General features: G+C 72.6%; 17 protein-coding genes and 1 tRNA gene. 10 read left to right on the top strand and 8 right to left on the bottom strand.

Annotated elements, in window-relative coordinates:
• Positions 1–3: 3 nt before the first annotated feature.
• From fabF to TR42_RS02395, 5 genes are all read right to left on the bottom strand, one after another.
• A complete protein-coding gene (gene fabF / locus TR42_RS02415) occupies positions 4–1,233 on the bottom strand; it encodes a beta-ketoacyl-ACP synthase II (RefSeq protein ID WP_042212707.1) in 1,230 nt (409 codons plus the stop codon).
• Positions 1,234–1,282: 49 nt separating this feature from the next.
• Positions 1,283–1,525: an acyl carrier protein gene (locus tag TR42_RS02410; protein ID WP_042212704.1), complete on the bottom strand. Its 243-nt coding sequence runs from the start codon at positions 1,523–1,525 to the stop codon at positions 1,283–1,285.
• A gap of 84 nt (positions 1,526–1,609) precedes the next feature.
• Positions 1,610–2,611 carry a beta-ketoacyl-ACP synthase III gene (locus TR42_RS02405; RefSeq protein WP_042212703.1) on the bottom strand — a complete coding sequence of 334 codons (1,002 nt, stop codon included), beginning with the start codon at positions 2,609–2,611 and terminating at the stop codon, positions 1,610–1,612.
• On the bottom strand, positions 2,608–3,522 hold the full coding sequence (locus TR42_RS02400; RefSeq protein ID WP_042212701.1) for an ACP S-malonyltransferase: 915 nt from the start codon (positions 3,520–3,522) through the stop codon (positions 2,608–2,610). Before TR42_RS02400 ends, TR42_RS02405 begins: the two co-directional genes overlap by 4 nt.
• A 78-nt stretch (positions 3,523–3,600) precedes the next feature.
• Positions 3,601–4,770: a PucR family transcriptional regulator gene (locus TR42_RS02395; RefSeq protein WP_042212699.1), complete on the bottom strand. Its 1,170-nt coding sequence runs from the start codon at positions 4,768–4,770 to the stop codon at positions 3,601–3,603.
• 252 nt (positions 4,771–5,022) lie between these two features.
• Here TR42_RS02395 and TR42_RS14950 point away from each other — a divergent pair, with 252 nt between their 5' ends.
• Positions 5,023–6,573: a hypothetical protein gene (locus TR42_RS14950; RefSeq protein ID WP_161786610.1), complete on the top strand. Its 1,551-nt coding sequence runs from the start codon at positions 5,023–5,025 to the stop codon at positions 6,571–6,573.
• On the opposite strand, the gene aceE is transcribed toward TR42_RS14950, so the two are convergent.
• The gene (gene aceE / locus TR42_RS02385; RefSeq protein WP_236623299.1) at positions 6,570–9,284 is read right to left on the bottom strand and encodes a pyruvate dehydrogenase (acetyl-transferring), homodimeric type; all 2,715 of its coding nucleotides are present in this window, start codon (positions 9,282–9,284) and stop codon (positions 6,570–6,572) included. The two genes, TR42_RS14950 and aceE, sit on opposite strands and share 4 nt — an antisense overlap.
• Before the next feature lie 242 nt (positions 9,285–9,526).
• On the opposite strand from aceE, the gene TR42_RS02380 reads away from it, so the two are divergent.
• The 5 genes from TR42_RS02380 to TR42_RS02360 all read left to right on the top strand — a co-directional run bounded on the left by TR42_RS02380 (position 9,527) and on the right by TR42_RS02360 (position 12,051).
• Complete coding sequence (locus TR42_RS02380) at positions 9,527–9,952, top strand: DUF3052 domain-containing protein (protein ID WP_042212694.1); 426 nt, start codon at positions 9,527–9,529, stop codon at positions 9,950–9,952.
• The gene (locus TR42_RS02375; RefSeq protein ID WP_074789103.1) at positions 9,949–10,413 is read left to right on the top strand and encodes a redoxin domain-containing protein; all 465 of its coding nucleotides are present in this window, start codon (positions 9,949–9,951) and stop codon (positions 10,411–10,413) included. The genes TR42_RS02380 and TR42_RS02375 overlap by 4 nt, the downstream gene beginning before the upstream one ends.
• A 251-nt stretch (positions 10,414–10,664) precedes the next feature.
• Positions 10,665–11,285, top strand: coding sequence for a SatD family protein (locus TR42_RS02370; RefSeq protein ID WP_042212693.1), 621 nt, complete (start codon positions 10,665–10,667; stop codon positions 11,283–11,285).
• Positions 11,282–11,935, top strand: coding sequence for a hypothetical protein (locus tag TR42_RS14020; protein WP_052405514.1), 654 nt, complete (start codon positions 11,282–11,284; stop codon positions 11,933–11,935). The genes TR42_RS02370 and TR42_RS14020 overlap by 4 nt, the downstream gene beginning before the upstream one ends.
• A gap of 42 nt (positions 11,936–11,977) precedes the next feature.
• Positions 11,978–12,051: transfer RNA gene (locus TR42_RS02360), tRNA-Val, on the top strand.
• Here TR42_RS02360 and TR42_RS02355 read toward each other — a convergent pair.
• Entirely contained in the window at positions 12,052–12,780 is a 729-nt protein-coding gene (locus tag TR42_RS02355) for a hypothetical protein (protein WP_042212691.1), read from the bottom strand.
• Between the two features lie 125 nt (positions 12,781–12,905).
• Here TR42_RS02355 and TR42_RS02350 point away from each other — a divergent pair, with 125 nt between their 5' ends.
• Positions 12,906–13,745, top strand: coding sequence for a potassium channel family protein (locus TR42_RS02350; RefSeq protein ID WP_052405513.1), 840 nt, complete (start codon positions 12,906–12,908; stop codon positions 13,743–13,745).
• Positions 13,746–13,754: 9 nt separating this feature from the next.
• Here the strand turns inward: TR42_RS02350 and TR42_RS02345 are convergent, their stop codons facing one another.
• Positions 13,755–14,777, bottom strand: a complete 1,023-nt coding sequence (locus TR42_RS02345) for a lysylphosphatidylglycerol synthase domain-containing protein (RefSeq protein ID WP_042212690.1) — start codon at positions 14,775–14,777, stop codon at positions 13,755–13,757.
• A 63-nt stretch (positions 14,778–14,840) separates the two neighbouring features.
• Here TR42_RS02345 and TR42_RS02340 point away from each other — a divergent pair, with 63 nt between their 5' ends.
• The 3 genes from TR42_RS02340 to TR42_RS02330 are packed head-to-tail and all read left to right on the top strand — an operon-like array spanning position 14,841 to position 17,227.
• Positions 14,841–15,653, top strand: coding sequence for a Nif3-like dinuclear metal center hexameric protein (locus TR42_RS02340; RefSeq protein ID WP_042212688.1), 813 nt, complete (start codon positions 14,841–14,843; stop codon positions 15,651–15,653).
• 15 nt (positions 15,654–15,668) lie between these two features.
• Positions 15,669–16,406 carry a zinc ribbon domain-containing protein gene (locus TR42_RS02335; protein ID WP_042212686.1) on the top strand — a complete coding sequence of 246 codons (738 nt, stop codon included), beginning with the start codon at positions 15,669–15,671 and terminating at the stop codon, positions 16,404–16,406.
• On the top strand, positions 16,403–17,227 hold the full coding sequence (locus tag TR42_RS02330) for a histidine phosphatase family protein (RefSeq protein WP_052405512.1): 825 nt from the start codon (positions 16,403–16,405) through the stop codon (positions 17,225–17,227). The genes TR42_RS02335 and TR42_RS02330 overlap by 4 nt, the downstream gene beginning before the upstream one ends.
• Positions 17,228–17,239 lie beyond the last annotated feature (12 nt).

Genomic DNA, 17,239 nt, shown 5'->3' with positions numbered 1-17,239 from the left:
CGATCAGGCGCCGAAGACCAGCGCGACGTTATGGCCGCCGAAGCCGAACGAGTTGTTGATCGCGGCGATCTGCCCCTCGGGCAGCGCGCGCGGCGTGTCGCGGACCAGGTCGACCTCGAGCTCCGGGTCGGGCTCGGTGACGTTGATGGTCGGGGGAGCGGTGCGGGTCTCGAGCGCCTTGATGGTGAAGACGGACTCGAGCGCGCCCGCGCCGCCCAGCAGGTGGCCGGTCATCGACTTCGTGGCGGACAGCAGCACCTGGTCCGCGTGCGAGCCGAGCAGCGAGCGGATGCCGCGCGCCTCGATCATGTCGCCCACCGGGGTGGAGGTGGCGTGCGCGTTGACGTGCGCGACGTCCGCAGTGGTGAGGCCCGCGCGCTCGAGCGCGAGCTCCATGGCCCTGGTCTGACCCGCGCCGTTGGGCTCGGGCGCGGCGATGTGGTGCGCATCGGCCGTCATGCCGAGGCCCAGCACGCTCGCGTAGATGCGCGCGCCGCGCGCCTTGGCGTGCTCCTCGGACTCGAGGACCACCACGCCGGCGCCCTCGCCGAGCACGAAGCCGTCGCGGCTGACGTCGTAGGGGCGCGAGGCGCCCGCAGGGTCGTCGTTGCGCTTGGACAGCGCCTGCATCGAGGCGAAGGCGGAGATGGGCAGCGGGTGGATCGCGGCCTCGGTGCCGCCGCAGATCACCACGTCGGCGCGGCCGGACTGGATCATCTCGAAGCCCATGCCGATCGCCTCGGCGCCGGAGGCGCATGCGGAGACGGGGGCGTGGGCGCCCGCGCGGGCCTTGAACTCGAGCGAGACGTAGGCCGTGGGGGAGTTGGGCATGAGCATGGGCACGGTGAGGGGCAGGACGCGCGAGGCGCCCCGCTCCTTCACCGTGTCCCATGCCGTCAGCAGGGTCCACACGCCGCCGATGCCCGACGACACGACGCTGCCCAGGCGCTCAGAGTCGACGTCGGGGGTGCCCGCATCGGCCCAGGCCTCGCGCGCGGCCACGATCGCCATCTGGGCGGACGGGTCCATGCGCTTGGTCTCGGGGCGTGAGAGGACCTCGTCGGGGCGCACGGCGAGCTGACCCGCGAAGGTCACGGGCACGCCGTACTGCTCGGCCCAGTCGTTCTCCAGGGTGCGCACGCCGGAACGGCCGGCGAGCGCGGCCTCCCAGGTGCTCGCGACATCCCCGCCGAGGGGCGAGGTGGTGCCGAGTCCGGTGACGACGACGTTCATGGGCTGATCTCCCGAGGGTGAGATGGGGTGTGGACGGAGGCGAGGAGGCTTACGCGCTCGCGATGTAGTCGACGGCGTCGCCGACGGTGACGAGGTCCTTGACCTTCTCGTCGGGGATGCGGACGTCGAACTTCTCCTCCGCGAGCGTGACGATGGTCATCATCGACAGCGAGTCGATGTCGAGGTCGTCGGTGAACGACTTCTCGAGGGTCACCTCGGCGACGTCGATGTCCGTCTCCTCGTTGACGATCTCGGCCAGACCGGTGAGGACCTCATCCTTGGACAGTGCCATTGCTGCTCCTTCGTTGGGGATGTGCGGCGCCTGGGCGCCGTGTTCGTGGTGAACGATTGTGAACTTTACGCGGGGCCCCCTCGGCTACGGGAGGACCACCACCTGGGCGGCGTAGACGAGGCCCGCGCCGAATCCGATCTGGAGGGCGAGGTCGCCGCTCTTCGCGTCGCCGTCCCGCAGCACGCGCTCGGTGGCGAGCGGGATGGAGGCGGCGGAGGTGTTGCCCGAGTCGACGATGTCCTTCGCGACGGTGACGTGCTCCGGCAGCCCGATCTGCTTGACCATCTGGTCGATGATGCGGATGTTCGCCTGGTGCGGGATGAACACGTCGATGTCGTCCGGCGTGACCCCCGCGGCCTCGATCGCCTGGAGCGCGACGGGCGCCATCTTGAAGGACGCCCACTTGAAGACGCTCGGGCCCTCCTGGCGCAGCGTCGGGAAGGGCAGGTCGCGGTTGTCGCGGATGTCGAGCCACGAGTCGGTCTGGCGGATCAGCTCCGCGCCGCCGCCGTCCGAGCCCCACACGGTGGGGCCGATGCCCGCGGTGTCCGAGCCGCCGATGACCACCGCGCCCGCGGCGTCGCCGAGCAGGTACGAGATCGAGCGGTCGGCCGGGTCGACGAAGTCGGAGAGCTTCTCCGCGCCGACGACGAGCACGTTACGGGCGGCGCCCGAGCGCACCAGCGCATCGGCCTGGCCCACGCCGTAGCAGTAGCCGGCGCACGCGGCGGAGATGTCGTAGGCCGCGGCTGGCGTGGCACCGAGACGGTCGGCGAGCACGGGCGCGCCGCCGGGGGTGATGTGCGGGAAGGAGATCGTGGAGAGGATCACCGCGTCGATCTCGGACGGCTCGATGCCCGCCTGCGCGATCGCGTCGCGCGCGGCCCGCTCCGAGAGGTCGATGACGCTCGTGTCCTTGTCGGCGCGCACGCGGGTGACGATGCCCGTCATCTTCCGGATCCACTCGTCGGACGAGTCGATGGGTGCGATGAGGTCCTCGTTGGGCACGGCGTTCTCGCCGCGGGCGACGCCGAGGCCGAGGATGCGCGTGAACTCGGGGCCGCGGCGGACGGTGAGGGCGGTCATGCGGCGTTCTCCAGAAGGTCGCGGGCGGCGGCGAGATCGTCGGGCGTCTTGAGGGCGACCGCGGGGACGCCCTTCATCGCGCGCTTGGCGAGGCCGGTGAGGACGCCGCCGGGCGCGACCTCGATGAGGCCGGTGACGCCGAGCTGCAGCATCGCCTCCATGCAGAGGTCCCAGCGGACGGGGTTGGCGACCTGGCGGACGATGCGCGCGAGGGCGTCCTCGCCGTCGGCCACCGGGGCGCCGTCGGCGTTCGAGAGCAGCACGCCGCGCGGGTTCGCCGGGGCGACGGTCGCGGCGGCGGCGTGGAGGTCGGCCACGGCGGGGACCATGAACGTGGTGTGGAACGCACCGGCGACCTGGAGCTCGATCACGCGGGCGCGGGCCGGGGGCTCGGCGACCAGCGCGTCGATCGCGGCCTTGGTGCCGGCGGCGACCACCTGGCCGGCGCCGTTGACGTTCGCGGGCGTCAGGCCGTGCGACTCGAGCGCGGCGGCCACGTCGCCGGCGTCGCCGCCGAGGATCGCGGCCATCGAGGTCGCCTCGCTGGCGGCCGCAGCCGCCGCCATCGCCGCGCCGCGCACCGCGACGAGGCGCATCGCGTCGGCGTCGGAGAGCACGCCCGCGAGGGCGGCCGCGCCGAGCTCGCCGACGGAGTGGCCGGCGGCGACCGCGGGGGCGGAGTCGCCCAGGAGCGCCCGACCGGTGGCGATCGCGGTCGCGACCAGCAGCGGCTGCGCGACCGCGGTGTCGCGGATCGTGTCGGCGTCGGACTGCGTGCCGTGGCGGACCACGTCCACGCCGGCGGCGTCCGAGAGGGCGGAGAGCGATGCGGCGACCTCGGGAAGCTCGAGCCACGGGGCGAGCATCCCCGGGGCCTGGGCACCCTGGCCGGGGCAGAGAATGGCGATCACGGGTTATAGCCTGCCGCAGATCGCAGGGCCCTCAGAGGCATCGAGGTACCGATTCGGGCCCATCTTCTTGTAGGAAGCCTACAAAGGTGCCGCGGCGGCGTCGCGGAGCCGTCCGAGCGCGAACGCCATCTGGAGCACGTGCGCGTCGCGGGTCGAGAGCACGTCCCAGCCGGTGAGCTCGGCCACCTTGCGCAACCGGTACCGGACGGTGTTGGCGTGCACGAACATCGTCCGGCTCGCGAGCTCGAGCGAGCGGCCGCACTCGAGGAAGGTCGCCACGGTCTCCTGGAGCGAGCCCCCGGCGGCGGCGATCGGGTCGTAGGCCACCGCGATGAGCCGCTCGCTCGCCGCGGCGTCCCCGACGAGGACCCGCTCGGGGAGGAGGTCGTCCGCGCTGACGGGACGGGGCGCGAGCGCCCATGCTGGCGCGGCCGCGGCGCCGTGGATCGCGGCGCGGGTGCCCCGGGCCACCTCGATCAGCGTGATGGCGGGCGGGCCGACCACCACGGGTCCGGGCCCGAAGCTGGGCAAGAGGACGTCGGAGAGCTCCTCGAGCGCGCCGTCGGTCCGGGCGATGACCACGAGGTCCTCGCCGTGGATTCCGACGAGGGCGCCGTGCGCCGCGCGGCGGATGGTGCGGCGGAGCTCCGCGGACTGGACCTCGCCCAGCGGTCCGTCCGTGCGTCCGACCATGATGAGCGTGGGGCCCGGCTTCCAGCCGAGCGCGGCGGCGCGCGAGGGGAGGTCGTCGTCGACCTCGCCGCGCACCAGGGCGTCGACCACGAGCGCCTCGAGGCGCGCGTCCCACGCGCCGCGCGACTCGGCGGCGCGCGCGTAGACCTCCGCGGCGGAGAAGGCGATCTCGCGCGAGTACCTCAGGATCGACTCGCGCAGGTTGGCCTCCGAGCCGGGGGCCGCGAACTCGTCCGAGTGGCTCTCGACGATCGACACGAACGTGCGCACGATGGTGAGCGTGTGCTGCAGCGAGATCGAGCGGGTGAGCTCCGGCGGCGCGGAGGCGAACATCTCGAGGGTGCCGCGGTGGCCCGCCTGCGGGTCCGCGAAGTACGCGACGAAGGACGCGATGCCCGCCTGCGCCACGGAGCCGACCCAGGACCGCTCCTGCGCGGGCAGCTCGCGGAACCACGGGTAGTCCGCGTCGAGCTTCTTGAGCGCGATGGTGGCGAGCCGACCGGTGCCGGCGCGGAGGCGGCGCAGCGTCTCGGCGCGCATGTCGGGGCTGACCATGGGGGCCAGCGTAGTGCGCCGTTGTGGGAACCCCACAATGCGCTTGTGGGGCCCGCACAACCGCCCCCTTCCGACACTGCCAACGGAGTTCGCCGCGACACGCCGCGCGCGACGCGGCGCTGGGCGCGGCACGCCGACGAACCGGGACCCGCTCCGTTCGGAGTGTCGGAAATGGGAGGCTTCCGAGAGTCGTCGCGCTTGTCCGACATGTGCCCGGTAGCGTCTGCCTCAGGCGAGCCGTCAGGAGGAGAGATGAAGCCACGTCCGCGACCGTTGCTGGGGATGGTGCTCGGGCTGCTGCTCGGGCTGGTCGTGGTGGGGCTGCTGTGGCAGCTCGCCGCGATCGACCCCGGCCGCACCGTGCTCTTCGGGACGCTGGCCATCACCACCTACCTCGTGACGCTCCTGCTCACGCGGGTGCCCGCGGCGGCCCGCGCCCGCTACACGGCGGTGGTCGTGGTGTCCGCCCTGCTGGGGGGCGTCGCGCTCGCGGGGATCCCGGAGCTGGTCCGGCACGGCTCGATCTCGGACGGCTGCACGCTCGAGGCGACGGTCGACGGGACGACGTACACGCCGAGCAGCACCGCGGCGCTCACGCCGCTCGACGTGCCGTCCGATGCGGTCGTGACGTGGAGCGCGACCTCGGAGACGCCCGTCGCGGTGGCGGAGCGCGTCGCCGGCGTCATGGTGGGCGGCTTCGCGATCCCCGTCCGCACGGTGTCGAGCCCGGGCGCACCCGAGGGCACCGCGATCTCCGGTGACGTGGACGTCGCCGCGGGCGCCGACTGGATCGCCGACCGCACCTGGCTCGAGCCCACCGGCGTCTATCACGCGTACGGACGCATGTCCGGCGGTTCGGTGACCTGCCTGGTCGAGGGCTACGTCGCGGTCGCGCCCGCCGGCGCCTTCGCGACCAACACGCTCGTCATCCTGTGGGCCGCGCTCGGCTTGCTCGCGGTGCTCATCGGCTGGGGCGCCATCGCGGTGTGGCGGTCGTTCAGGCGCGCTCGGAACGCGCCTGCGACCGACGGGAGCGAGGCGGGCGCCGTACCGCTCACCGCGGCCGAGCTCGCCGCGCTCGACGAGCCCGAGGGCGCCCCGGTCGAGCACGTGGCGCCGGCGCCCGCGTGGACGCCCGGCAGCGGTCAGCCCGTTGTCGCCGCCGAGGAGATCAGCGCGCCGCCCACGACCACCCCGCCCACGCGGGAGATCCCCGTGGACGATGTTGCGGAGACCGCTGGCGACGACACGGCCCGCGGTTCGCGCGGCGGGGGAGCAGCCGCTGCCGCGCCCGCCGCCATGAGCACCGCCTCCGACGATGCGGCCGCGGAGACGATGGTGCTCGACGCGCCGGGCGACGCTGAGCAGGTGCCCGAGTCCGCGCCGGAGCCTGTGCCCGAGGAGGATCTCGCGAGCGACGAGGAGCCGCCGTCTGAGGACGAGCTCGCGAACGACGAGGAGCCGCCTGCCGACGAGGAGCAGCCCGGCGAGGACGAGATGCCGGGCGACGAGGAGGCGGCGCTCGGTGAGGACGAGGCCGCGCTCGACGAGGAGCCCGAGGACGAGACGGGGGAGGCGGCGGCCGAGGAGCAGCCCGATGCCGATCTCACCGATGCGGAGGGCGAGCCCGCCGCCGAGGACGAGGAGCGCATCGTCCCCGAGGACGCCGAGGCGGAGCCGGCCGCCGAGGATGAGCCGGACGCCGCCGCCGACGAGTCCGGGGACGCGCCCGCAGACGACGAAGGGCCGGAGCCCGCGTCCGAGGACGAGGGCTCCGGCCCCAAGCCGGTCAGCTCCGTTTAGGCGTCGCCGCCGCCACCGCCCGTGGTGCCCTTGCGGGGGTCGTGCAGCTCGTAGCGCTGGATCGCCGCCGCGTAGGTGCCCGCGGGCACCTCGCCACGACGCTCGAGCATCTGGAGCACGCGCACCGCGGTGGACGCGCCGTCGATGTTGAAGAAGCGACGCGCGGCCGCACGGGTGTCGGAGAAGCCGAAGCCGTCCGCACCGAGGGTCGCGAACTCGCCCGGGACCCACGCGCGGACCTGGTCGGGGACCAGGTGGTCGTAGTCCGAGGTCGCGACGAACGGACCCGCCGCGCCCTGGAGCTTCTGCGTGAGGTACGGGGTGCGGATGCCCTGCTCGGGGAACAGGAAGGCCTGGCGCTCCGCGTCGAGCGCGTCGCGACGCAGCTCGTTCCACGAGGTCACCGACCAGATGGCCGCGCGCACGCCGTAGTCCTGGAGCAGCAGCTGCTGCGCCTCGTACGCCCACGGCACCGCGACGCCCGACGCGAGGATCTGCGCCTCGGGGCCGGGGCCCTCGGGTGCGGTCGACACGCGGTGGATGCCCTTGAGGATGCCCTCGACGTCGACGCCCTCCGGCTCGGCCGGCTGCACGTACGGCTCGTTGTACACGGTGAGGTAGTACATGACGTCGCGGTCGCGACCCGTGTCGGGGCCGTACCAGCGGTCGATGGCGTCCTTGACGATGTGGCGCAGCTCGTAGCCGTACGCCGCGTCGTACTGGACGATCGCCGTGTTGGTGCCGGCGAGGATCGGGGAGTGGCCGTCGCCGTGCTGCAGGCCCTCGCCCGCGAGCGTGGTGCGGCCGGCCGTGGCGCCGACGATGAAGCCGCGCGTGAGCTGGTCGCCCGCCGCCCAGAACTGGTCGCCCGTGCGCTGGAATCCGAACATCGAGTAGAAGATGTAGAACGGGATCAGCGGCTCGCCGTGCGTGGCGTAGGACGTGCCCACGGCCTGGAACGCGGCGGCGGAGCCGGCCTCGTTGATGCCCGTGTGCATGATCTGGCCGGACTCGGACTCCTTGTAGGAGAGCATGAGCTCGCGGTCCACCGGCAGGTAGTTCTGGCCGCCCGTGTTGAAGATCTTCGCGCTGGGGAAGATCGAGTCGAGGCCGAACGTGCGCGCCTCGTCGGGGATGATCGGCACCAGGCGGTGACCGAACTCCTTGTCACGGACGAGGTCCTTGAACAGGCGCACGAGCGCCATGGTCGTCGCGACCTCCTGCTTGCCGGAGCCCTTGGCGAGAAGGTCGTACGCCTCGGGGTCGGGCAGCGCGATCTCCTTGCGGTCGCCGCGACGCTCGGGCACGAAGCCGCCGAGCTGCTTGCGACGGTCGAGCATGTACTGGATCGCCGGGTCGTCGAAGCCGGGGTGGTAGTACGGCGGGTGGTACGGGTCCGCCTCGAGCTGCTCGTCCGTGAACGGGATGTCGAAGGTGTCGCGCAGGACCTTGAGGTCCGCGGCAGCGAGCTTCTTCATCTGGTGCGTCGAGTTGCGCGCCGCGAAGTTCGAGCCGAGGCCGTAGCCCTTGACGGTCTTCGCGAGGATGACCGTGGGCTTGCCGTTCTTCTCGGTGGTCGCCTTCGCGTACGCCGCGTAGAGCTTGCGGTAGTCGTGGCCACCGCGCTTGAGAGCCCAGATCTCGTCGTCGGTCATGTCCTTGACGAGCTCCTTGGCGCGCGGGTCGCCGCCGAAGAACTGGTCGCGGATGAACGCGCCGGACTCGGCACGGAAGGTCTGGAAGTCGCCGTCGGGGACGGTGTTCATGAGGTTGACGAGGGCGCCGTCGTCGTCGCGCTGGAGCAGCGGGTCCCACCCGCGGCCCCAGACGACCTTGATGACGTTCCAGCCCGCGCCGCGGAAGAAGGCCTCGAGCTCCTGGATGATCTTGCCGTTGCCTCGCACCGGGCCGTCGAGGCGCTGCAGGTTGCAGTTGACCACGAAGGTGAGGTTGTCGAGCTTCTGGTTCGCCGCGAGCTGCAGCATGCCGCGGCTCTCCGGCTCGTCCATCTCGCCGTCGCCGAGGAACGCCCACACGTGCTGCTCGGACGTGTCCTTCATGCCGCGCAGGTGCAGGTAGCGGTTGGTCCACGCCTGGTAGATCGCGGAGGCCGGGCCCAGGCCCATCGAGACGGTGGGGAACTCCCACACGTCCTCCATGAGGCGCGGGTGCGGGTACGACGACAGGCCGCGGCCCTCGCCGGACTTCTCCTGGCGGAACGAGTCGAGGTCCTCCTCGCCGAAGCGCCCCTCGACGAAGCCGCGGGCGTACACGCCGGGGGCCGCGTGGCCCTGGTAGTACACCTGGTCGCCGCCGCTGGGGTGGTCCTTGCCCTTGAAGAAGTGGTTGAGGCCCACCTCGTACAGGGTCGCGACCGACGCGTACGAGGAGATGTGGCCGCCGATGCCCTTGCCGCCGGCCTGCGCGCGCGTCACCATGACCGCGGCGTTCCAGCGGATCCAGCCGCGGTAGCGGCGCTCGAGCTCCTCGTCGCCGGGGAACTCCGGCTCGTCGTCCGCGTGGATCGTGTTGACGTAGGGCGTGTTGAGGCTCAGCGGGACGCTCAGCTGCTTCTTGGCCGCGTGCTCGACCAGCTGGTCCACGATGTACTCGGCGCGGCTCTCGCCGCCGTCCTCGATCAGGCCGTCCAGGGACTCGAGCCACTCCTGGGTCTCGCCCGGGTCCTTGTCAACCTCGCCGTGATGTGCCACAGGTGACCTTCCTGTCAGGCGCGCGGTGGCGCGCCGGATGAATGGAGCTCGCGACAGGCGTGTACGCCGGCGCGCTCCACATTGTTACCACCCACCAGGTTACTGTCACCCGCACAGTGGTGCGCACGGCCCCTGCACCACCCTCGGCGCGGACGATTGCACCCCGACGCGCGGTGCCTCTACTGTGGACGCCAGGCGTGCCATCCGGCGCACGTGAGACCGACGAAGGGGGTCCCGCCACCGTGGCGACTCAGGAGGACGCGAGGGCGGTCGACGCCGTTGTCGCGCGGCTCGGGCTCAAGCCCGGCCAGATCATCCAGGAATACGGCTACGACTCCGACACGGACGCGGAGTTCCGCACCGCGGTCGAGGCGGCGACAGGAGAGGACCTCGTCGACGAGGACTACGGCGACGTCACCGACGGCGTGGTCGTCTGGTTCCGTGAGGGCGAGGACGACCTCGCGGATCTCCTCATGGACGCGCAGACCCTGCTCGACGACGGCTGCGCGGTGTGCCTGTGCACCCCGAAGGCGGGCCAGTCCGGTCACGTGCAGCCGCGCGAGGTGCAGGAGGCGGCCTCGGTCGCGGGCCTGCACGCGACGTCCACCTTCGTCATCGGCACCCGTTGGACGGCGACCTACCTCGTCGAGAAGGGGCGCTCCAAGTGACCCACCCGCTGGTCGGCCATCAGGCCCCGGCGTTCCGCATGACCGATACGCACGGTCGCGCCGTCACCTCCGAGGATCTCCTCGGCTCGGCATACCTGCTCGTCTTCGTGCCGTTCGCGTTCTCCGACACCTGCACCAACGAGCTCATCGAGCTGCGTGCGGCCGAGGACCTGCTCACGCGCGACGGCCTGCGCGTCATCGTCGTCAGCTGCGACTCGGTCTACACGCTCAAGGCCTGGGCCGACACGCACTCGTACAAGGCGGACCTGCTGTCCGACTTCTGGCCCCACGGCGAGGTGTCGCGTCAGTACGGCGTCTTCAACCCGCACAAGGGGCTGGCCGGCCGCGGCTCGTTCCTCGTGGACGCCTCGGGAGCGGTCCGCTGGGCCATCGTCAACCCCGAGGGGGAGGCGCGCGACGTCGCCGAGTACCGCGGCGCGGTCGCGGACCTGCTGGACTGACCCGCGTCGCAGTCGCGCTCGCCTCGCTACCTCAACTGGGCGGTTGAGCAGCGCGATCGGGGTGTTCTCCTCTGTGGGTACGCCCAGTAGACGCTGCGCAGGCAGTGGCAGCGGCAGCGACAGCGGCGAAGGCGCGATTCGGCTCATATCTCGTTCGCATAGGCGTACCCGCGGGCATGCGCCCCCGGAATGCGGCGGCAGCGCCGCGAAAAACCTTATACGTGATCGATATAAGTGATAGCGTGGAACGCATGGATCATGTTGCCGCCGTGATCGTGGACATCGTGCGCTCACGCGCGCTCGCCGACCGCGCGGCGGCGCAGTCAGCGGTGGTCGACTGCTTCGCGCGCGCCGAGCAGGGCGCCGGGGTGATCGGATCGCTCCGCGCGACCGTCGGCGACGAGTTCCAGGGCGTCTACGCGAGCCTCGCCGACGCCATCCGCGTCACCACGCTCGCCGCCCTCACCCTGCCCGAGGAGGTCGAGGTGCGGGCCGGTATCGGCCTCGGCGAGGTGGTCGAGGTCGAGGGCGACATCTCCGACGGCAGCGCCTGGTGGCGCGCGCGCGACGCGATCGACGAGGCGCATCGCCGCGAGGATGCGGGGGAGTCGGCGGTTCGCGCCTGGTGTGTCGGTGGTCCGGGGGACGATGCGGGCATGGCCGCTTCCGTGCTCCTGCTCCGCGATCACGTCCTCAGCCGCATGAAGGCGCGCGAGAGGCGCATCGCCGCGAGCCTCCTCGAGGGTGAGCGGCAGTCCGACATCGCCGCGCGCGAGTCGATCAGCCAGGCGGCGGTGTCGCAGGCCGCGCACCGGTCCGGTGCGGTCGCGCTGCGTGAGGCGCTCGAGGCGCTGCCCGAGGGCGCACGATGACCGCGGCGATCCTGGTGGCGATGGTCGCGGGCGTCGAGGTGCTCGGCTGGTGGTCGTACGCCAGGACCCGGCTCGTCGCGACGGCGACGTGGCTCGTCATCGTGCTCGTGGCCGCGGGCGTCTCGGATGCCGTGGGGGCGTGGGGCGCGGTCGCGCTCGGCGTCGGCTCCGCGGGCTGGCTGGTGCTGAGGTGGCGCACCGACGCCGGCGTCGCGATGGGCGCGCTCGTCATCGCGGCCGGGCTGCTGCTCCTCGCCGACGGCGGCCCCGACGGCGCGGCGGCCGTGATCGCGGGCCTCGGCGCCGCGGTGCTGCTGTCGCGCACCGCGAACGAGGTGGTGCGCGACGTGCTCGAGCGCGCCAAGGCCCTGCCTGAGGACGACGAGCCCATGCCCGAGCCTGCCGGCTCGCATCTGCGCGGCGGACGCATCATCGGGCCGCTCGAACGCTGGCTCATCGTCGGACTCGCGCTCGTGGGTGCGGAGGGCGTGATCGTCGGCCTCATGGCGGCGAAGGGCATCGGCCGCTTCCCGGAGATCTCGGGCGACCGGGGCAGGGGCTCCACCGCGGAGGAGTTCCTGGTCGGGTCTCTCGTGAGCTGGGCGCTCGCCGGTGCCGCCGCGCTGATGATCGCTGTGCTGCGGCCCTGATGCGTCCGAGCGGGCGCGTCGCACCTGCCACAATGGTCCGGCGGGCCCTTAGCTCAGCTGGTTAGAGCACTGCGTTTACACCGCAGGTGTCGTCGGTTCGAGTCCGGCAGGGCCCACTACCGCGCGGCGAGGTCCGCGAGGTCCGCGTAGAGGTACAGGTCGCTGGTCCGGACCGGGTCGATGACTCGGAGAGGCGCCGCGTCGCGATCGACGGTCGGCACGCCCAGCTCGAAGTCGAGCGCCTGGCTGGAGTCCGTGCGCAGGGTGGTCCAGGCGTCGATGCTCACGGGAAGCGTCGGGCCGTAGAGATCGGCGTACGGCTCGAAGGCCGCGACCGCGACGCGAGCGCAGTCCGCGGCGAGCACGCTCGCCTCCGCGTCCGCCTCGAGCGGCGAGGTCTCCGGGGCCACGCACTCGATGGTGGCGACGGCCGGCATGTCCTCGCTCAGGCCCATCCCGTCCCGCGTCTCCGCCGAGGCATCGGTCGCATCGGCGACAAGCGCGCTGGCCCACACCTCGGCGACGCTCGTGTAGTCCGCGGGATCGAGCATCTCGGCGGTGATCGTGGCGAGGTCGCCCTCGTCGAGCGTCACGATCCAGCCGTCGTCGTTGACGCGATCCACCGTCGATCCGACGCTGTCGAGCAGCGTCCCCTGCCGGTCGACCCCGGCGGGATCGAACAGCGCGGTGATGGTCGCGTCCGCGCCGTCGGACGGCTGCGTGACCATCATCACCACCACGCCCGCGATCCCGGCGGCGGCGAGGCCCGCGGTGACGAGCACCCCGGCGCGGCCGTGCGCTGGTGCGCCGGCGGTGGACTCGACTGTCTGCGGCTCGACGCTCATGATCCCCCCGGAGATGCGCTGTTGTCCCTCGCAGACTAGCCCCTCGACGTGCCTCCGCCCAGGTTCTCCGGTGCGGCGCGCTAGCCTCGGAACCGCACCCGGCAGGCGGACGAGGGGAGAACATCGTGGCGTTCGAGCTCGAGGAGAGCGAGGGCGGGCTCCGCAAGGGCTCGCGGTACGAGGCCTTCGCCAAGCGCGCCGACGGGACGATGGCGGTGCTCGCCTTCGTGTTCCTCGTGGTGTGGTCCGCGAGGATCGCCTTCCGCGAGTACCTCCCGGGAAGCGTCCGCGCGACGCTCCTCACCGTGCAGGGCCTGATCTGGCTCGTCTTCCTGGTCGATCTCATCATCCGCGTCGCGCTGCACAAGCAGCGGTTCCGCTGGCTGATCTCGCATCCGCTCGACGTCATCGCCGTGATCATCCCGGCGGCGCGTCCGCTCAAGGTGCTGTCCGTCTTCACCTCCGGCACGATGCTCGCGAGCCGCAAGGGCGTGGTGAAGTCGACGCAGGCGGTCGTCATCGCGGTGCTGCTGCTCATCTGGATCGGCGCCGTCGCGATCCTCGACGCCGAGCGCGGCCACGACGGCGCTCAGATCGTCAACTTCGGGGACGCCCTGTGGTGGGCGCTCGTGACGATGACGACGGTCGGGTACGGCGACTTCGCGCCCGTCACCGTCGAGGGGCGTGTGGTCGCGACCGTCATCATGCTCATCGGCGTCGCCCTCATCGGTGTGGTGACGGCGTCGGTCGCGGCCTGGTTCGTGAGCCTCACCCAGGGTCAGGACGATGCGCGCGAGGAGGAGCGCGAGGAGGTCACCCGCACGCAGCTGCTCGCGCGCATCGACGAGCTCGAGACCAAGATCGACCGTATGGCCGGTCGCGCCGGTCCTGGCGCGTCGGGCCTGCCGCACCTCACGCCCAAGCCCCCGAGCGACGCCGGGCGCCGCACCGAGCCGGAGGACTAGGCGCGAGGACTAGGGGCGACGGCCCCGGCCGGTCCACCGCCACCACGCGAGCGAGACCGCGCCGATGAGCATCGTCCCTCCCAGCGAGACCGCCCTCCACACGAGCATGCCGGCGACCAGCGCCGCCTCGGGAGCGGCGGGGGTGTCGGTGAGCCACGCGGCGATGAGCGCGGCGTCGAGCACGCCGAGCCCGAGGAACGGCATCAGCGTCAGCGGGTAGAGCAGCAGGAACACGCCGAGGATCTCGATCGCCGACAGGCTCGAGGGGACGCCGACCAGCCGCAGGCTCGCCAGCAGGATGAGCCCCTCGGCGACCACGCCGGCGAGGCTCAGCCCGATCGCGGGCAGCAGATGGCGCGAGTACGACTCCGACACCCGCGCGCGGAACTCTCCGACGGCCGACGCCCACGCATCCGCGTCGGCGGGCCGTCCGAAGCGGGTCGCGATGCGCGCGCCCGCCCGTCCGAGCGTGCGCGCCCACCGACGCGACCGGACCACGAGCGTGAGGAGCGCGAGGATGACGGCGGCGACCAGCAGGCAGACGCCGGCGACCCACCACTCGTGGCGCTCGACGCCGCGGACCGCGACCACGGCGAGGCCCAGCACGGGGGCGAGGAACCGCGCACCCCAGAAGACCGCGGTGGTGAGCGTGACGCCGGCCATCCCGTCGAGCGCATCGATGCGCCACGAGCGGAACATGCTCACCCGCAGCACCAGGTCCGCGGGCGGCGGCGCGAGCGTCGCGACCAGGTTCCCGCCCATCTCGTTGTGCAGCGCGCGTCGCCATCCGAGGCCCGCGACCACGCGCGCGAGGGGCGCCGAGCTCAGCAGCTGGCGGAGCAGCAGCAGCGCGACGAGGATGGGCCCGCTCCACCACGGGAGGGTGCCGAGCGCCGCGCCGACGGCGGACCAGTCGACGCGCGACGCGAGCGAGCCGAGCGCCCACAGCACGGCCGCGACCACCACCACCGTGACGATCCGCCGCACCCACACGCGTGCCAGCGGCGTCGCGGGCTCCGTGGGTGCAGGCACGCCGCCATGCTAGGCGCGGTCGGGGCGACGCGGCCGGGACGTGCGCCGAGTAGCCTTATCCGCATGACCTCCGTGGCCGATGTGATGGACGCCCTCGACCGGCGCTTCCCCCCGGACCTCGCGGAGGACTGGGACGTCAACGGGCTTACCGTCGGGCGACCCGACGCGCCCGTCACCCGCGCGCTCTTCGCCGTCGACCCGACGATGGCCGTGGTGCAGGAGGCGATCGAGGCCGGATGCGACCTCATCGTCACGCATCACCCGCTCATGCTGCGCGGCGTCACCACGGTGCACGCGGGCACCCCCAAGGGCGCGGTGATCCAGACCCTCATCGAGAACGGCGTCGCGCTGTGCAACGCGCACACCAACGCCGACCACGCCGGCACCGGCGTCGCCGAGGCTCTCGCCGAGGTGCTCGGGGTGTCGGGCTCGCTCCCGCTCGTCCCGCTCAAGGACGATGCGGAGCAGGGGACCGGTCGCATCGGCCGCCTCGACGCCCCGCTCACCCTCAAGGCCTTCGCCGAGCGCGCCGCGGCCGTGCTGCCGCAGACGGCGCACGGCGTGCGCGTCGCAGGCGACCTCGACGGCGAGGTGCAGACGATCGCGGTGGTCGGCGGATCGGGCGACTCGTTCCTCGACGCCGCGCGCGAGGCGGGTGCGGACGTGTACCTCACCGCCGACCTGCGCCATCACCCCGCCTCCGATGCGCGCGAGGCCGCGCTCCTCACCGACGGCCGGCCGTACCTCGTCGACGTCGCCCACTTCGCGTCCGAATGGACGTGGCTCGAGGCCGCCGCCGAGTACGTCGGCGACGCCACGGGCATCGACACCCTCGTCTCTACCCTCACCACCGACCCCTGGACCGCGCGCTTCTAGCGCGAAGGAGAACCCGTGCCCGACGCACCCGCAGCCGACCAGATCCGCCTCCTCGACGTGCAGGACCTCGACCTGCGCGCCCAGCAGGCGCGCCATCGGCGCAACCACGTTCCCGTGCTCGCCCAGATCGCGGAGCTCACCGCGCGCCTGACGGACCTCGACGAGGCCCGCATCGCGAGCAACACCAAGGTGACGGACCTGCGCCGCGCCGTGCAGAAGGCCGAGGACGACGTCCAGGTGGTCCGCGACCGCGCCGCCCGCGACAACGCGCGCCTCGCCTCCGGGCAGGGCAGCCCCAAGGACCTCACCGCCCTCCAGGGTGAGCTCGAGGTGCTCGGCCGCCGCCAGGAGGCGCTCGAGGAGATCGAGCTCGAGGCGATGGAGGCGCTCGAGGGCGCCGAGAAGGAGCTCGCCTCCGCGAAGGAGCAGGTCGACGCGATCTCCGCGCAGATCGCGGACCTCAACGGCGAGCGTGACTCCGTGTGGAACGAGATCGATGAGGAGCTGGTGACCATCGCCCGCGACCGCGAGGCGGCCGTCGCCGGCCTCGACGCGGGCCTGGTCGCGCTGTACGAGAAGCTCCGCGACGCGCAGGGCGGCATCGGCGCCGCCGCGCTCGCGCAGGGCCAGTGCCTCGGCTGCCGCACGCAGCTCAACCCGGGCGACCTGCGCGACATCGAGGCGCGCCCGGCCGATGCCGTGGTCCGTTGCGAGGAGTGCGGCCGCATCCTCGTGCGGGGCGCCAAGCGGTGAGCGACGCCCAGGTTGAGCCGGCGGTGCCGCACCGCCCGCATCGTCTGCCCGAGGGCACCGACCTCGAGCGCGAGGCTCCCGCCGAGGCGCCGTCCACGACGCCGCGCGTGCAGTCGCCGTTCTCTCCCGACGAGGAGGACCTGGTCGCGCCGTTGACCCTGGTGCTGCTGCGCCACGGCGTCACCGAGATGACCACCTCCCGCCGCATGTCCGGCTCGGGTGTCCCGGGGCCGGCGCTCAGCGCCGCCGGGCGCGTGCAGGCGGCGAAGGCCGCGGACCTGGTCTACGGCATGGGGCGCCGCACCTGGATGCAGCTGCCGCACGTCACGCGCGTGCTCGCCTCGCCGATGGTCCGGACGCAGGAGACCGCCGGTGCCGTCGGGCGCCGCGTCGGCGCGCACGTCGAGACCGAGCCCGGGATCAAGGAGGTCGACTTCGGCGTGTGGGAAGGCCTGACCGTCCCCGAGATCGCCGAGCGCGACGGCGACGCGATCCACCGGTGGCGCCGGGCCGAGATCGCCGCGCCCGAGGGCGAGTCGATCGCCGAGGTGGGGGAGCGCGGCTACGCCGTGGTGAAGCGTCTCGCGCAGGAGCACGCCGCCGAATGCATGGCCGGTCGGGACGTGCCGCGCGGCATCGCGCTCGTCTCGCACGCGGTCGCCATCAAGTCGATCGTGGGGACCGTGCTGGGGATGCCCGCCTCGCAGTGGGGGCTCATCTGGCCGTCGCCCGCCTCGACGAGCGTGCTCCAGGTGCGCGCGCGGTACGACGGCTCGATCGCCGAGACCCACGTGCTCGCGGTCGGCGTGCCGGTCGAGTAGACCCGGGCGCGT

The sequence above is a fragment of the Demequina mangrovi genome (assembly GCF_000759715.1).
GTDB lineage: Bacteria > Actinomycetota > Actinomycetes > Actinomycetales > Demequinaceae > Demequina > Demequina mangrovi.
This window is presented reverse-complemented; position numbering and strand designations above follow the sequence as displayed.